A 16466-nucleotide genomic window follows, 5' to 3' on the forward strand; every position below is an offset into this window, starting at 1 on the left:
TTTATGTGGCATCGTAATAGCAATAATACAGTGATTAAATTTAATGCAATATACAACCGCTTTCAACCTGACTAACTGGTGGTGGCACATACCCAACGGGCGTGTGTAGGCGTTGTATTAGCTTTAATTACCTAAGCCCGTTTCCTGATAAGAAGCGGGTTTTTTCATTTTAAGAGACGAACATTATGATTTTTAGTCATATTACCGACCAGCAAGGCGAAGTTGCCAGCATCACCATGCCGGTACCCTACCGGGCTGATGCCCTGGCCAGCTTTGCCAGTTTAAGCGCCGACAGCAAAGGCGCTGTGCTGCTGGAATCGGCCGAAATAGACAGCAAAGATAACCTGAAAAGTCTGATGCTGATTGATGCGGCGCTGCGTATTGAATGCAACGGTATGCAGGTAGCCGTAACAGCCCTTAGTCAGAATGGCAGTACCTTATTGCCATTTTTGGCAGAGCAGCTGGCGGCCGTAGCTGACGTCACACGCTCTGATAATAGTTTGCAGCTGAGTTTCAGCCAGCCGGATCCGTTGCTGGATGAAGTCAGCCGGTTGGTGGTAGCCAATCCGTTTACCGTACTGCGGGTTATCCAGCACCAGTTAACCAGCCATGCCGGGCAAACAGCGGCCCAACACAATCAGCCCGACTTTGCCATTATGCTGGCCGGCGTTATTGGTTATGACATGGTAGCCAATGTTGAACAGTTGCCCGAGGTTGGCAATGGTAACAACCAGTGTCCGGACTATCTGTTTTACCTGGCGGAAACCTTGCTGGTGCTGGATCATCAGCATCAGCAAAGCCAGCTTATTGGCAATGTGTTTTGTGGCGAGCAAGCCCCCGCTACTTATTTTGTGATTGGCAAGAGGCTGGAGCAGCTGCAGCAGCGCCTGGCCGAAATCACGCCGTTAGCCGCCGGTAAACCGGTCGATGACAGCACACTGCAGGTGGATATCAGTGATGCCGAATTCAGCCGCCAGGTAGAAGCGTTAAAAGAGCATATTGTCAGCGGTGATGTGTTTCAGGTGGTACCGTCGCGCTGTTTTAACCTGCCCTGCCCCAACCCGCTGGCCGCTTATGCCAAACTAAAGCAGCTTAACCCCAGCCCCTATATGTTTTATTTAAAAGATCCGGCTTTTGAATTGTTTGGCGCCTCGCCAGAGTCAGCCTTAAAATTTACTGCCAGCAACCGCCAGGTGGAAATTTACCCGATTGCCGGCACCCGCCGCCGTGGCTTTGGCAAGGATGGCAGCATTGACCGCGATCTGGACAGCCGGATTGAGCTGGAGCTGCGCCAGGATGACAAAGAAAAAGCCGAGCATTTAATGCTGGTCGATTTAGCCCGCAATGATGTGGCCAGGATCAGCGTGCCGGGCAGCCGTTATGTCAAAGAGCTGCTGAAAGTCGACCGCTACTCTTATGTAATGCATCTGGTGTCACGGGTGATAGGCACCTTAAAGCCGGAACTTGATGCGCTGCATGCCTATCAGGCCTGTATGAATATGGGCACCTTAGTTGGCGCGCCCAAAGTTAAAGCTGCTGAGCTGATCCGTCAGGTAGAAGGTCAGCGCCGCGGCAGTTACGGTGGCGCCGTCGGCTATTTAACCGGCAATGGCGATTTCGACAGCTGTATCGTCATCCGCTCGGCCTATGTTGCCAATAATACTGCCTACATTCAGGCCGGAGCCGGCGTGGTATTTGATTCAGTAGCCGAACTGGAAACCGAGGAAACCCGCAATAAAGCACAAGCCGTGATCAGCGCTATTATGGCTGCAGGCCAATAAGGAGTTGTATGACCACCCTGTATTTATTAGATAATATCGACTCCTTTACCTACAACCTGGTAGATGAGTTTGCCCAGTTAGGCTTTGATCTGAAGCTGTACCGCAATACCGTGCCAGCCAGCTACATTTTTAACAAGATGCAGCAAGAGGCTGGCCCGGTGTTGCTGGTGTTATCACCCGGGCCCGGTGCCCCGGCTGATGCCGGTTGTATGCCTGCTTTACTCAGACTGGTCGCCGGTGTTTATCCGGTACTGGGAATTTGCCTCGGCCACCAGGCGATTACCGAGCATTATGGTGGTGTTGTCGGCCGCGCCGGTGAAACCGTGCATGGTAAAACGGCCAGTATCACTGTTACGCCGCACCCGGTATTTGCCGGCCTGCCCAATCCGTTTTCGGTGGCCCGTTATCACTCATTGATGGCCACTGAACTGCCCGATAGCCTGAGCTGTATTGGTATAGACCGGCATATCCCGATGGCTATTATTCATGAACAACAACGTATGCTGGGCTTCCAGTTTCACCCTGAGTCTATTCTGACCACGCTGGGTAAGCCCTTACTGCAGCAAAGTATCCGCTATTTATTAAGGAGTGACGCATGAGCGTTCTGCTGGTGCAACAACAACTGATGCTACAACAATTAGTGCAGCAAGCACTGGCCGGCAAAGCTTTAACGCAGAGCCAGAGCGAAGATTTTTTCAGTGCCGTGGTCAGGGGCGAAGTTGAGCCGGTTTTATTAACCGCCCTACTGGTGGCGCTGAAAATGCGCGGTGAAACCGCTGCAGAAATTGCAGGCGCGGCCAAAGCATTACGCCAGGCCGCGCTGCCGTTTCCACAGAAAGTCGCCGGCAGTATCGATTGCTGTGGTACCGGTGGCGATGGCAGCAATACCATTAATATCTCGACTACCGCCGCTATTGTCGGTGCCAGCATGGGGCTGCCGGTAATTAAGCACGGTAATCGCAGTGTGTCATCCCGCTCCGGCTCAGCAGATTTACTGGAGCAACTGGGGGTGAATATTCAGCAATCGGCAGCGCAAGCGTTCACTACCCTGCAAGCCAGTAACTGCAGCTTTTTATTTGCGCCGCAGTACCACGCCGGCATTAAGCACGCCATGCCCGTGCGTCAGGCCCTGAAAAGCCGCACCCTGTTTAACTTACTGGGGCCACTGGTTAACCCGGCAGCCCCTGATTTTCAGCTACTGGGGGTGTATGATCCGGCGCTCTGCCGGGTAATGGCCGAAGCACTGCAGCAATTAGGCACCAAAGCGGCCTGGGTGGTGCATGGCAGTGGTTGTGATGAAATAGCGCTGCATGGCAATACCTATGTTTGTCAGCTAAAAGATGGCGAGCTGACCGAGTTTAGCCTGAGCCCGGACGATTTTGGTTTAACAGCACAGCCGCTAAGCAGCCTGGCAGGTGGTATGCCAAGCGACAATGCCGCGGCCACGCTGGCCATTCTCGCGGGTACTGGCCAAAGCGCCCACAACCAGGCGGTGGCAATCAATGTGGCTGCTATGCTGAAAATAGCCGGCCTTGGCGATAATCTGACTATTAATACCCAGGCCGTGCTGGAGTGTTTAGCCAGTGGCAAGGCGATGCAAACCTTGCAACAATTTAAGGAGTTAAGCCATGGCTGAGCAACTTATCAGCGAGCAGCTAACCGGCGTATTAGCAAAGATTATTCAGTACAAAAAAACCGAAGTGGCGCAGCTGCAACAAGCCAGACCGCTAACGCAGTTTATAGATGATATTACGCCTGGCACGCATGACTTTTTAGCCGCGCTGCAACAGCCTGGCAGTCGCTTTATTCTGGAGTGCAAAAAAGCATCCCCGTCTAAAGGGCTAATCAGGCAGCCGTTCGATTTAACCGAAATCAGCCAGGTATATAACCACTACGCCGATTGCATTTCAGTGCTGACCGATGAGCATTTCTTTCAGGGCAGTTATCAGAATCTGGCCATCATGCGCACGCTAACTGATAAACCACTGCTACATAAAGATTTTATTATCGACCCTTATCAAATCTACCTGGGCCGCTACTATGGTGCCAATGCGGTGTTGCTAATGTTATCGGTGTTAAGTGACGACGCCTATCGACCATTGGCGGAACTGGCCGCAGAACTTAATATGACGGTACTGACTGAAGTGAGTAACCAAGCTGAAACGCGCCGGGCGGTAGCACTGGGGGCTAAGCTAATTGGCATTAATAACCGCAATTTACGTGATCTGAGTACCGACTTAAATACCAGTTTTGTGCTGTCGGCATTGATCCCCACTGACGTTACGGTGGTATCAGAGTCAGGTATTTATACTAATCAGCAGGTACGGCACTTGCAAAGGGTAGCGGATGCGTTTTTAGTCGGTAGCTCATTAATGGCCCAGGCCGATTTAGCGGCCGCCGCCCGTAAGCTTATTATCGGCGAACATAAGGTGTGCGGCCTGACCCGGCCAGCAGATGTTAAAACCGCTTATGCCGCAGGGGCGTATTATGGTGGCTTAATTTTTACCCCCGCCTCAAAGCGCTGCGTCAGCATGGCACTGGCCAGCGAATTGGTACAGGCTGCCCCCCTTAAATTTGTCGGTGTTTTTGTTGATGCGCCAGTTGATGAGGTTGCAGTAATTGCCAGCCAGCTGCAGTTAAGCGCCGTGCAGCTGCATGGCTGTGAAAGCGATGACTATATTAAAGCGCTGCGTGCCAAGCTGGCGCCAGCGTGCCAGATTTGGAAAGCCTACCGCATTGCCGATACGCTGCCATCCTTTACTGCATTGGCAGATAAGCTGTTACTGGATGCTTATCACCCCAGCGCCCATGGTGGCAGTGGCCAGGTTTTTAACTGGCAGCTGCTGGCGCAATTGGAAACAGCTACTTTGCTGCCAGTGATGTTAGCCGGTGGCCTTAGCCCAGACAACCTGAGCGAGGCACTTACCCTGCCCGTCGCCGGGCTGGATATGAATTCAGGCCTGGAGAGCGCACCTGGTATTAAAGACAGCGCAAAAATACAGGCAGCTTTTGCCGGGATCCGGGCGATGCAGTACCGGGGGACCTTATCTGCTGAGCAGACCAAGCATTCAGAGCAAACAGAACAGAGAGTAGTATTATGAGCGAGCTTAAACTAAACCCCTATTTTGGCCAGTACGGCGGCATGTTTGTACCACAACTGTTGGTGCCAGCCCTGAAGCAGCTGGAACAAGCTTTTGTTGATGCCCTGCAAGACCCGGCCTTTGACGCCGAATTTCAGCACCTGCTTACCGAATATGCCGGTCGGCCCACGCCACTGACCTTGTGCCGCAATTTATCGCCCAACCCGCTGGTGAAAATTTATATGAAACGGGAAGATTTACTGCACGGCGGCGCCCATAAAACCAATCAGGTACTGGGCCAGGCCCTGTTGACCAAACGCATGGGTAAAAAAGAAGTGATCGCCGAAACCGGTGCCGGTCAGCACGGTGTGGCTACAGCCCTGGCCTGTGCCTTACTGGGGTTAAAGTGTCGCATTTACATGGGTGCCAAAGACATTGAGCGCCAGCAACCTAACGTGTTTCGGATGAAGCTGATGGGTGCTACGGTAATACCGGTAACCAGTGGCAGCGGCACCTTAAAAGATGCGGTGAACGAAGCGATGCGCGACTGGTCAGCAACTTATGACAGCACTCACTATATGTTGGGTACGGCAGCCGGCCCGCACCCGTTTCCGACTATTGTGCGCGAATTTCAGAAAATGATTGGCGAAGAAGCCAAACAACAAATTCTGAAAGCGGAAGGTAAATTGCCCGATGCGGTCATTGCTTGTGTCGGCGGCGGCTCAAATGCCATTGGTATTTTTGCTGATTTTATTAAAGACGAGGGCGTGCGTTTAATCGGGGTTGAACCGGGTGGTAAAGGCATTCATACCCATCAGCATGGCGCTGCACTAAGTACTGGTAGTTATGGCATTTTACACGGTGCGTACACCGCCATTATGCAAACCAGCGATGGCCAGATTGAAGAATCGTACTCAGTATCTGCCGGCCTCGATTACCCGGCGGTGGGCCCGCAGCATACGCATTTACAGCAAACCGGTCGCGCCGAATATGTCGCGGTAAATGATGATGAAGCCTTAGCGGCCTTTCAGCATTTAGCCAAAGCGGAGGGCATTATCCCTGCACTGGAAAGCTCGCATGCGCTGGCCCACGCCCTGAAAATGGCACAGGCCGCCACAGAGCCGATGGTGTTGTTAGTGAATTTATCCGGCCGCGGTGATAAAGACTTAAGCCATGTACACAGTATTCTGGCAGAACAGGCAGCTGAGCAGCAGACCAGCACAACCGAGGGAGCGCACTAAATGCAACGTTATCAACAGATGTTCAGCCGGCTGGCTGCAGAACAGCGCGGTGCCTTTGTACCGTTCGTTACCGTAGGCGATCCGGGCCCACAGCTGTCTTTTGAGATCATCAAAACCCTGATCGACGGCGGCGCCGATGCACTGGAGCTGGGTATTCCATTCTCTGATCCTATTGCTGACGGCCCGACTATTCAAAATGCCAATATCCGTGCCATGCAGGCTGGGGTCACCCCAGCCATCAGCTTTGAGATTATCCGCAAAATTCGCGAATATAACGCCGATATTCCGATTGGTTTATTGTTGTACTCAAACCTGGTGATGGCGCGTGGTTTAGACAGCTTTTACAGCCAGGCAGCCGCTGCCGGGGTTGATTCGGTATTAATTGCTGATGTCCCTCTGCATGAAAGTAAAATGTTCCGCCAGGCGGCCATAGCACACGATATTGCACCTATTTTTATTGTGCCACCTAATGTGGATGATGATGACCTGCGGGCCATTGCCTCTTATGGCCGCGGCTATACCTACCTGCTTAGCCGCGCCGGGGTAACCGGTGCCGAAACCCAGGCGACCATGCCCACCGCCGAGCTGATTGGCCGTATTCGGGCCTATAATCCGGCGCCGCCGTTGCTGGGTTTTGGTATTTCAACGCCAGCACATGTGAAAGATGCGATAGCCAACGGTGCCGCCGGTGCCATTTGTGGCTCAGCTATCGTTAAAATTCTGGAGCAAAACCTGCAGCAACCCAACAAACTTCTGAGTGAGCTGAAAAGCTTTATTCAGCAAATGAAGGCCGCTACCTAACTGAGCCGCCCCCGTTTGTGCAGAGCGGGGGCTTTGGTTTGCTAAGAGTATTTGGTTTTGCCCTGCGCTTAGTTATAATGCGCCATACTTTTCTACTTGAATGAACCCCACTATGAATATCAGTAATAACGCCGTAGTTCAGTTTCACTACACCCTAAGCGACGAAACCGGCGAGCTGGAAAGCTCAACAGGCAGCGCGCCGTTACTCTATATGCACGGCCAAGAGCAAATGTTACCTAAGTTAGAAGCGGCGCTGGAAGGCAAAGCCGCTGGCGATACCCTGGAGTTAACACTGGCGCCGGCAGATGCCTACGGCGAGGTGCAAGCCAATGCCATTCAGGACATTCAGGTAAAATACCTGCATGGCGCCAAAAAATGGCGGCCGGGCATGAAAGCCTGGATCCAAACCGAAGAGGGCCAGCGTCAGGTTACCGTGGTTAAAGTAGGTATGTTTAAAGCACAGATTGATGTTAACCACCCGCTGGCTGGCAAAACCCTGACCTTCAAGCTTGAGATTTTAAATGTGCGCGAAGCGAGCAGCGAAGAAATTGCCCATGGCCACGCCCATGGTGAAGGTGGCCACCAGCACTAAACCGGTGGCGGTTGCGCCCCGGGTTAAGGGGGCGTTACACGTAATAACTTGCCCTGCGCGCTATCCGTTAGCACATACACTGCACCATCCGGCCCGCTGCGCACATCGCGCAGCCGGCTATCAAGCTCAGCCAGCATAATATGCTCTGCCACCACCTGGCCCTCAACCAGCTCCAGGCGATGCAAACGCTTGCCTGCTAACGCAGTGATAAAGACATTGCCTTGCCACTGCGGGTAACGCTGATGCTGATACAATGCCATGCCAGAAGGGGCAATCGATGGTGTCCAGACGTACAGCGGGTTAGTCATACCGCTGAACTCAGTGTAAGGCGAAATCCGGGCACCGGTGTAATCTATTCCCTGGGTGGCGACCGGCCAGCCATAGTTGCTACCTGCTCGCAGCAGGTTCAGTTCATCACCACCGCGTGGGCCATGCTCATGGCTATAAACCTGTTGGTTTAGTGAGTCGAACACGATGCCCTGCACGTTACGATGGCCCAGAGTATATATTTCTGGCGCAGTGGCAGGCTCATTGACAAAAGGGTTATTGGTTGGTGCTGCGCCATCCAGCTGCAAGCGCACAATCTTGCCCAGATGATTGGCTTTATTCTGCGCCTGCTCCCGATAGTCAAAACCATCGCCCAGCGTTAGCAGCACAGTATTGTCGGGCAACAACACCATTCGCCCACCATAATGAGCCGCTCCGCGGCGTAGCGGTTTAGCCTGAAATAACGGCTGAATGTCCGCCAACTGATCTGCCCTGAGCGTGGCGCTGGCCAGGCAAGTGCTATTCGCTGCCTGAGTGCCACAGGAGTAACTGAGTAACAACCGGCCGCTAGCGGCAAAATCGGGCAACAGCAACATATCCAGTAAACCGCCCTGGGCTGCGACATATAGCTCAGGTAGGGCTGGCTGAATACTGAACAGGGTTTCACCGCTGGCAGAGAGTTTTTTCAGCTGGCCTGTGCGCTCGGTAACTAAAAAACTACCGTCAGCCAGCGGGGCCAGTGCCCAGGGGTAATGCAAGTCGCTGGCGATAGTGTCCAGTTGATAGCTATCGGCTGCCAGCGCGCTGACACTGAGCAGGGCAGCACACAGACCAAGGCTGCAACGTTGTTTCATGGCTTACTCCTTAAACGTTCATTAAGCCAGGCAAAGCACCATCCCGCCAGACCACAAGCAGCCAGCAAGCCAAGCGTACCGCGTGCCGTGCGGTTGGCGGCAAGCAGGGTCGGCATCGGCGCAAACTGATTAACCAGCAGCAGGGTAAGATAAAAGCCCAGCGCTGCCAGCAGAAAATACAGCGAGCGTGGCAACATAGGTTGCCGGCGGCGTAACCAGCCGGCCAGTAGCACCGCCAGCAGCAAAGGCAGTAGCATTAAGCCGGCTAATACCGGCATAAAATGCTGCAGATCAAACCACATAGTACCGCGTTTATCCTGCCAGCTTATCGGGCCGCTAAGTTCGGCAATAGCGCTAAGATTTAGCTGGCTTTGAAGCAAAGAGCCAAGCACGGCGCCCAGCAGCAGAGCAAAACCAAAACAACCTGTTGCTCGTAGTACAGTTGTAAAAGAAAATCGGGCCTGAGGCATTTCTGAGTTCTCCTGTGATAAGCTAGCAGCCTACGCAGTCAGTCAAAAAAATTCAATAACATAAGAAAAAGTAGGTTATGGCTTATATTAACAGTAAAGATTATACGCATCAGCAAGCTGACAAAATTGGCGTACTGCTGACTAACCTGGGGACACCGGACGCCCCAACCCCTAAAGCCTTAAAGCGTTATCTGAAACAGTTTTTATCTGACCCGCGGGTGGTCGAAGTGCCACGCCTGCTATGGTGGTTAATTTTAAACGGCGTGATTTTGCAAATCCGGCCACGGCGCTCGGCTAAAGCCTATGCTACAGTATTTACCGAGCAGGGTTCGCCACTATTGTTTCATACCCGGGCACAAGCAGAAGCGATAGCCAGCGAATTTGCCAAAGATGGCCGAACCGATGTGGTAGTCGATTTTGCCATGCGCTACGGCAACCCGTCGTTTAGCTCAGTGCTGGATAAGATGTTTGCTCAGGGCGTGCGCAAAATTCTGGTGTTGCCGCTCTACCCGCAATATTCTGCGGCTACCTCAGCCTCGACCTTTGATGAACTGGCCAATAACTTTACTAAACGCCGCTGGCTGCCGGACATCCGGTTTATTTCACATTATCACGATGACAGCGGCTATATCGCAGCCTGCGCCGAGCGCATTAAACAACACTGGGCCGAACATGGCCGCGCCGATAAGCTGATGTTTTCCTACCACGGCATTCCCAAACGCTACTTGTTAAACGGTGACCCTTATCATTGTGAGTGCTATAAAAGTTCGCGGTTGATTGCGCAAGCGCTGGGGCTGGCAACAGAAGAGTATATGACTACCTTTCAGTCACGCTTTGGCCGGGAAGAATGGTTAAAGCCTTATACCGACGAAACGTTAAAGGCCTTACCTGGCCAGGGGGTAAAATCGGTGCAGATATTCTGCCCCGGCTTTGCCGCCGATTGTCTGGAAACCATTGAAGAGATAGGCGAAGAGAATCGCGAATACTTTATCGAGGCCGGTGGCCAGCAGTATCAGTACATCAGCGCCTTAAATGACCGCCCGGCGCATATTACGGCTTTGTATCAGCTTATCAATCAGAATTTACAGGGCTGGCAGGTATCAACCGACCCAGAACGGGCAATCCGGGCTGAGCAGCTGCAACAACAAAATGGTACAAGCTAACAGGTAATATAAGCGATAGTATGAGCAAGCCCCGATCCGGCAAAACGTCTGCAGAGCAGGTAGTGATACCAGTGCACTTGCAGCGAATGAAGTTTGATAATGTTCGCGATAAGCCGCCGCAGCCACCGGCAAAACCTGTCCGCTATGAGCGTTGGTTATACAGCTTGCTGGTGCTGGCATTGCTATCTGGTATCTATCTGGAGTACCGCCATAGCACGCTACAATCGTTGTTCTGGCAGCAGCTGGCGCAACGCTTAACCTATCAAACCGAACCGGGTGCCACTGCAGCTGTTCGCTACCCTGGTTCAGGCCCTTATGATCAGCGCGCAGGTTACAGTCTGCTGGCTGATTGGTTACCACTGCTGACGCAAAGCGGTTTTCACATCCTGCAGCAAAACCGTTTTTCGCCAGCGTTGCTACGCTACCATGACTGGGGTTTTAACCCGCCCTACCGGCAAAAAATGCAATTTGGATTAAGCCTTTATGATTGCCGGGCCGAACCCGTATTTGAGTTTAAAAAACCCGCATATCAGTTTGCTGATTATACGCAGGTGGCACCGTTACTGGTTGATATGCTGCTGTTTATCGAAAACCGTCACTTGCTGCAAGACCCGCCCTATGCCAATCCGGCCATTGACTGGAACCGGCTGGCTGCAGCCATGCTCAGTCAAACCAAAAAGAGCCTGGGCTTTGATACTCCAGCGGCCGGTGGTAGCACTCTGGCAACTCAAATCGAGAAATACCAGCACTCTGATCAGGGTTTTACCTCGGGCTTTAGCGACAAATTCCAACAACTGATCTCTGCCAGTACTCGCGCCTATTTAACCGACCGCGATACGCAAGACAGCCGGCGGCAGATTATTTTGCATTATCTTAATACGGTGCCACTGGCGGCGACCCCCCAATTAGGGGAAGTCCATGGTCTGGGGGAAGGCCTGCAAGCCTGGTTTAATGCCAACCCGGCAGAGGTCAACAGACTGCTGCAGCAACAGCAACCCTCTGCCGAGCAAGGCCTGGCACTGCGGCAAAGTCTGGCGCTGATTATTGGCCAGCGCCGCCCCTCTTATTATCTGTTGCAAGGCCGCGCCGATTTAATGCAGCTGGTCGATAGTCATTTGCGCCTTTTGCGCCAGCATAAATTGCTCAGTCAAGGCCAGTTTGAAGCGGCAACCCAGAGTACACTCACTTTTGATACACAGGCCAGCCTCAGTCAACACCGGGACTTTGATAAAACTGCCACCATATTGCGCAGCAGACTGGCCAGTCTGCTTAATCGAAGTGTATATCAACTTGACCGCCTTGATCTAACCGCTCACAGCACACTGGATTTAAGGATGCAACAAGCCGTTGGTAACTACTTACAGCAACTGAGCAGTGAAGAGGGTGCCAATAAAGCCGGTTTAATTGGTCAGCGCTTGCTATCCTCAGAGCAACTTGGCCGGGTGCGTTATAGTTTTACCTTGTACCAAAGCACCGCTGAGGGTAACAAACTGCGGATCCAAACAGATAATCAAAGCCAGCAACCTTTTGATTTAAACGAAGGCAGTAAACTGGAGCTGGGCTCAACCGCTAAACTACGCATGCTGGTGACCTATCTGGAAATCATTGCCGAGCTGCACCAGTTATACGCCGAAGAAGCGCCAGAGCAGCTGCGCTTCCTGGATATCGCGCCGCAAGATCAACTGACGCAGTGGGCAATCAGTTACCTGATAGACCAGCCGGGAGTCTCTTTAACCAGCATGCTGGAAGCGGCACTGGAACGCACTTATTCGGCCGATCCGCGCAGCAGCTTTTTTACCGGTGGTGGCTTACATACCTTTAGCAATTTCAGACGTGAAGATAACAATCTGACCCCCACCCTGCGCCAGGCATTGCAAGAGTCTATTAACCTGCCTTTTGTGCGGTTAACCCAGGATATCGTGCAATACAGCATTCACCATGGCGAAAGCAGCAGCTACCAGTTACTGAAAAATGATCAGGACCCAAGGCGGGATCAGTATTTACGTCGCTTTGCTGAGCAGGAAGGTGTGGTTTTTTTGAGCCGGTTCTGGCGTAAGTATCGCAACCAGGACTCCGCACAGCGCTTGCAGACCTTTTTTAGTGGCCTGCGCCAAACACCGGAGCGCTTAGCTGCCAGCTACCGTTTTATCTATCCGTTACACGATGAGCTAACCTTTCTGCAGCGCATGCGCCAACAACTTCCCGACAGCCCCCTGACGGACATCCAGTGGCGCAATTTATATAAAAAATACGCAGCAGATGCTTCTTTTAGTCTGGCCGATCAAGCCTATCTGGCGCGCAGTCATCCCTTAGAGCTGTGGTTATTAGCCTATGTAGAGCAGCACCCCTCTGCCAGCCTGTCAGAAGCCATAACGGCCAGTGCCAATGCCAGACAACAGGCCTACCAATGGCTGTTCCGAACCCAGTCACGTAGTGCCCGTGACACCCGCATCCGAACTGTGCTGGAAGTTGAAGCCTTTTGGGATATCCACCAGCGCTGGCAGCGGTTGGGTTACCCGTTTGACTTTCTGGTGCCTTCCTTAGCCACGGCCTTGGGCAGCTCTGGCGACAGACCGGCTGCGCTGGCGGAACTTATGGGCATTATTGTTAATGACGGGCGTCGCCAACCGCTGTATCGTATAGAACAATTAGACTTTGCCAAAAACACGCCCTACTTTGCCAGCTTAGCGCGCCGAAGCGAAAGAGCCGTGCAAGTGCTGCCGGTAGAAGTAGCACAAGTGTTGCGCCAGGCGTTGGCTGAGGTGGTAACTGAGGGTACGGGGCGACGCTTACAAAGCGCTTACCCTACCCCTGCTGGCCGGCTGGCACCTTTTATTGGTGGCAAAACCGGCACCGGTGACAACCGTTTGTCTTTAGTATCAGCCCGCGGCGACACCATCCAATCTACCGCAATTAATCGCACTGCTACTTTTGCGTTTTATCTGGCCGATAACTATTTTGGGGTGATCAGTGTCTATGTTCCCGGCAGCGCGGCAGAAGGTTTTTCGTTTACGTCAGCCTTACCGCTACAGGTACTTAATGGCATGGCAGACATATTACAACCTTATATCAGAGCACCCGGCTGTCAATAGGTCTTACTCTGCCAGCACCACTTTGTTTCTGCCCTGATTTTTAGCCTGGTATAATGCGATATCAGCCCGATGTAACCAACTTTCCCAGCTTTCTGCATCTTGTAACACCGCGATGCCGATAGAGGTGGTTAGTTTTTTACCATCTGGTAACGATAGCAGAGCGTTGACACCCAACCGGATTTTATCAGCCAGCTTTGCTAAGTCGGCCTGTTTAATGTCAGCCAGCAACACCACAAACTCTTCACCGCCAAAGCGGAACACCGTATCTCGCTGCCGTACCATTTTTTTTAAAATAGGCACTAAGTCGCTCAGTACATTATCACCGGTTTTATGGCCGTAGTTGTCATTTATTTGTTTAAAAAAATCGAGGTCAAGCAACATCAGGCCAAATTCGGTGCCGTGCTTTTTATGCTGGTTAATAGCAGTTATCAAAGCTTCATCTAAAGTACGCCGATTGGCCGCACCAGTCAGGCTGTCGGTCGTTGCCAGCACCTTTAACGCTTCGCGCTGGGTCTGTGTGCGATAAGCAAAGACATAAGCAAATAAACTGGTAACAAAGCAGGTAACAGTAAATGAAACCAGCTGAAAGGGACTGGCAAAAATCTGCCCTGGATTAAGCAGCGCATAACTCACTAATACCAATAAAGATAAAAGTAGCATTAACAGGGCTTTTAACGGTGACACCAACAAGAAGATAAAGACAATAAAAGGATAAACCCAGAATACGCCATCGATGCCAAGGTTAATACATACCAGAATTGCACCAATACAAAACACGGCTGCCATCACCAAGCCAGGGCCCTTAGTGTTGTTAGTGCGCCAGGCAAACAGCACACAGCAGATACTCACCAATACCATGGCCAAATCAGCAACGCCCACTATCGTATTGCCGCTTAGCAGGCGGTAGATACCGTAGGGGGTCACGCATAGCGTAATTATCAACCCTACCAGGCTTAACATCGCCAGATAAAAATTGTTTTTTAACCGTGCCAGCAAACTTATCTGTCCTGATTTTTTTTATAATTATGTCGCTAATATAGGGGCTTTACCGGCCTTAATGCAACCAATTGGTTTAAATAGTGAGCAGATAACTGCAACGGCCACCAGATGGCTGTTGTCATTCAATCAGGCCAGTTGCGACACTAACGCCGGTAACTGATCAAAATGACTGATATGATAATCAGCCTGCGCAACAAAATGCTGATTAAGGCCATTTAGATATAAACAAGACTGACTACCCGCATTGGCAGCAACCTGTAAATCAAATAAATAGTCGCCAACATACAATATTTCAGCACAGCTAAGTTGTAACTCGCTGGCAATCATCATTAGCCCAGCCGGATCAGGCTTGGCGGCACAATCGTCCCGGGTGAGAACCAGGCTTATTGGAATTTGCAAACGGCTGATCACCCGCTCGGTAGCACTGCGCATATTGCGGGTTAAAATAGCCAGTGGCCAACCTTGCTGCTGCAGCTGTTGCAGGCTTGCCAGCGCTCCGGGGATCCAGCTGGCCGCATCAGCGCCGGCTAACTCATGCCGGCGAATAATTTGCTCGACCCGCGACTTCTCAGTCAGACAGCTGACCGTTGCCAGTTGTTCCAGCAGCGGCGTGCCTGCTGGCCAGCCGATATCATGGCAAATAGCGGCAAAGTCCAGCCGGGAATCTACCAGGGTGCCGTCTAAATCAAACACCACCGCTTTAATTGGAGTTGAAGCCATAATTCAGATCACCCGCAGTATCTTCAGAGAACATTGTCGTTAAACGTAGTTTGCACCATTTCAGTTCGGTGTACTGCAATAATTAATCGTGACTGGAAATTCAGTGCCAGATTAGCGCATAAGCTTGCTATAAAAGCCTGCAATTGGCTAGACTAGCGCCCTGTTCGTTTTTATACCTTTTATTACAGGAGCGCGATGATGGGCGCACAATGGAAAGCCAAACATAAACAAGATGCCGCTAACGCCAAAGGCCGGATATTTACCAAACTGGCAAAAGAAATTGCCGTCGCTGCCCGTAACGGTGCGGATCCGGATATGAACGCCAAGTTGCGTTCGGCTATTGATACGGCCAAAAAAGCCTCAATGCCAAAAGACACGCTGGAGCGGGCGATTAAAAAAGGTGCAGGCTTGCTGGATGGCCCGGCGAATTATGAAACCGTGGTATATGAAGGCTTTGCGCCGCATCAGGTACCGGTGATTGTTGAGTGTTTAACCGATAATAAAAACCGTAGCGCGCAGAGTATCCGCCAGTTATTCCGCAAAGGCCAGCTGGCTACCTCGGGTGCCGTGTCCTGGGACTTTAAGCACCTAGGCCAGATTGAAGCTGAAGCCAGCAGCAATGATGCTGATATGGAACTGGCGGCCATTGAAGCTGGCGCGCAGGATTTTGAAAGCGGTGAAGATAACGAAGTGGTGTTTTTAACCGAAGCGACCGATTTAGATATAGTCGCCAAGGCACTACCTGAGTTTGGCTATAAGGTGCTGACCGCTAAGCTGGTTTATCGGGCCAATAACCCGGTCAGTTTAAACGACGAGCAACGCTCAGAGGTGGAAGCCTTTCTGGATGCCATAGATGCTGATGATGATGTACAAAACGTTTACGTCGGTCTAGCCGGTTAAGTTAACCCTAACGACTAAAAAGCCATCTAAACAGATGGCTTTTTACATTCTGGCCAGTACGGTTCAGCCAAACAATACTTGCCAGAAACTGACCCTACGCTGCTTATGATAATGGCGGCGCAATTGTTCAACCTCAGCCAGCGCCTGGCTAAGTTTAGCCTGATCGCCTGCTTCTGCCGCTGTTTGCGCTTGCTGTAAGGTGAGCAGCACCTTGTCCAGGCCCTCAATGTAAGTTTGGGCCTTATCGTCCTGAAAAAGTGCCGTTTTGGCTTGCCCGGTTAATTCAAGCAACTCACTGATATAAGGCAGGGCAACTTCGGTGCTGGCGGCCTCTCTGGCATGTTTTAAGGCCAGCCCCATGCTTTTCATGGTGGTCTCAAGATTAACATTATTGCTTGCTATCGCCAGCAGCGGCAGCAGTAACAACACACACAAAAAATTACGGCTAAACATGGTGACGCTCCGGGCGGAAAATTGAGGAGCACAGTTTAACACAGAACGGTGCC

At 51.8% G+C, this 16466-nt stretch carries 15 protein-coding genes; 10 read left to right on the forward strand and 5 right to left on the reverse strand.

All coding sequences use genetic code 11. From position 1 onward, the window contains the following. Nucleotides 1-185 precede the first annotated feature (185 nt). From WG68_RS08385 to WG68_RS08415, 7 genes are all read left to right on the forward strand, one after another. Nucleotides 186-1781 carry an anthranilate synthase component 1 gene (locus WG68_RS08385; RefSeq protein WP_046557243.1) on the forward strand — a complete coding sequence of 532 codons (1596 nt, stop codon included), beginning with the start codon at nt 186-188 and terminating at the stop codon, nt 1779-1781. Between the two features lie 8 nt (nt 1782-1789). Next, complete coding sequence (locus WG68_RS08390) at nt 1790-2380, forward strand: aminodeoxychorismate/anthranilate synthase component II (RefSeq protein WP_046557244.1); 591 nt, start codon at nt 1790-1792, stop codon at nt 2378-2380. Then, nucleotides 2377-3417, forward strand: coding sequence for an anthranilate phosphoribosyltransferase (gene trpD, locus WG68_RS08395; RefSeq protein WP_046557245.1), 1041 nt, complete (start codon nt 2377-2379; stop codon nt 3415-3417). Before WG68_RS08390 ends, trpD begins: the two co-directional genes overlap by 4 nt. Next, nucleotides 3410-4882 (forward strand): bifunctional indole-3-glycerol-phosphate synthase TrpC/phosphoribosylanthranilate isomerase TrpF, encoded by a 1473-nt coding sequence (trpCF, locus tag WG68_RS08400; protein WP_046557246.1) that lies wholly within the window; start codon nt 3410-3412, stop codon nt 4880-4882. The genes trpD and trpCF overlap by 8 nt, the downstream gene beginning before the upstream one ends. Next, the gene (gene trpB, locus WG68_RS08405) at nt 4879-6102 is read left to right on the forward strand and encodes a tryptophan synthase subunit beta (protein ID WP_046557247.1); all 1224 of its coding nucleotides are present in this window, start codon (nt 4879-4881) and stop codon (nt 6100-6102) included. The genes trpCF and trpB overlap by 4 nt, the downstream gene beginning before the upstream one ends. Further along, a complete protein-coding gene (trpA, locus tag WG68_RS08410) occupies nt 6103-6903 on the forward strand; it encodes a tryptophan synthase subunit alpha (RefSeq protein ID WP_046557248.1) in 801 nt (266 codons plus the stop codon). 112 nt (nt 6904-7015) lie between these two features. Next, on the forward strand, nt 7016-7495 hold the full coding sequence (locus WG68_RS08415; protein WP_046557249.1) for an FKBP-type peptidyl-prolyl cis-trans isomerase: 480 nt from the start codon (nt 7016-7018) through the stop codon (nt 7493-7495). 23 nt (nt 7496-7518) lie between these two features. On the opposite strand, the gene WG68_RS08420 is transcribed toward WG68_RS08415, so the two are convergent. After that, nucleotides 7519-8616, reverse strand: coding sequence for a PQQ-dependent sugar dehydrogenase (locus tag WG68_RS08420; protein WP_046557250.1), 1098 nt, complete (start codon nt 8614-8616; stop codon nt 7519-7521). Next, a complete protein-coding gene (locus WG68_RS08425) occupies nt 8613-9086 on the reverse strand; it encodes a hypothetical protein (RefSeq protein WP_046557251.1) in 474 nt (157 codons plus the stop codon). Before WG68_RS08425 ends, WG68_RS08420 begins: the two co-directional genes overlap by 4 nt. A gap of 77 nt (nt 9087-9163) precedes the next feature. Between WG68_RS08425 and hemH the strand changes: the two genes are divergently transcribed. Together hemH and WG68_RS08435 are read left to right on the forward strand one after the other, a co-directional pair. Further along, on the forward strand, nt 9164-10249 hold the full coding sequence (gene hemH, locus WG68_RS08430) for a ferrochelatase (RefSeq protein ID WP_046557252.1): 1086 nt from the start codon (nt 9164-9166) through the stop codon (nt 10247-10249). A 20-nt stretch (nt 10250-10269) separates the two neighbouring features. Next, complete coding sequence (locus WG68_RS08435; RefSeq protein WP_046557253.1) at nt 10270-13341, forward strand: transglycosylase domain-containing protein; 3072 nt, start codon at nt 10270-10272, stop codon at nt 13339-13341. A gap of 3 nt (nt 13342-13344) precedes the next feature. On the opposite strand, the gene WG68_RS08440 is transcribed toward WG68_RS08435, so the two are convergent. Together WG68_RS08440 and WG68_RS08450 are read right to left on the reverse strand one after the other, a co-directional pair. After that, on the reverse strand, nt 13345-14337 hold the full coding sequence (locus WG68_RS08440; protein WP_046557254.1) for a GGDEF domain-containing protein: 993 nt from the start codon (nt 14335-14337) through the stop codon (nt 13345-13347). Between the two features lie 129 nt (nt 14338-14466). Beyond that, the gene (locus WG68_RS08450; RefSeq protein WP_046557256.1) at nt 14467-15060 is read right to left on the reverse strand and encodes an HAD family hydrolase; all 594 of its coding nucleotides are present in this window, start codon (nt 15058-15060) and stop codon (nt 14467-14469) included. Nucleotides 15061-15255: 195 nt separating this feature from the next. Between WG68_RS08450 and WG68_RS08455 the strand changes: the two genes are divergently transcribed. Further along, the gene (locus WG68_RS08455) at nt 15256-15960 is read left to right on the forward strand and encodes a YebC/PmpR family DNA-binding transcriptional regulator (protein WP_235357701.1); all 705 of its coding nucleotides are present in this window, start codon (nt 15256-15258) and stop codon (nt 15958-15960) included. A 63-nt stretch (nt 15961-16023) separates the two neighbouring features. Here the strand turns inward: WG68_RS08455 and WG68_RS08460 are convergent, their stop codons facing one another. After that, entirely contained in the window at nt 16024-16413 is a 390-nt protein-coding gene (locus WG68_RS08460) for a cytochrome b562 (protein ID WP_046557258.1), read from the reverse strand. Nucleotides 16414-16466: the final 53 nt, after the last annotated feature.

The sequence above is a fragment of the Arsukibacterium ikkense genome (assembly GCF_000987775.1).
Taxonomy (GTDB): Bacteria; Pseudomonadota; Gammaproteobacteria; order Enterobacterales; family Alteromonadaceae; genus Alishewanella; species Alishewanella ikkense.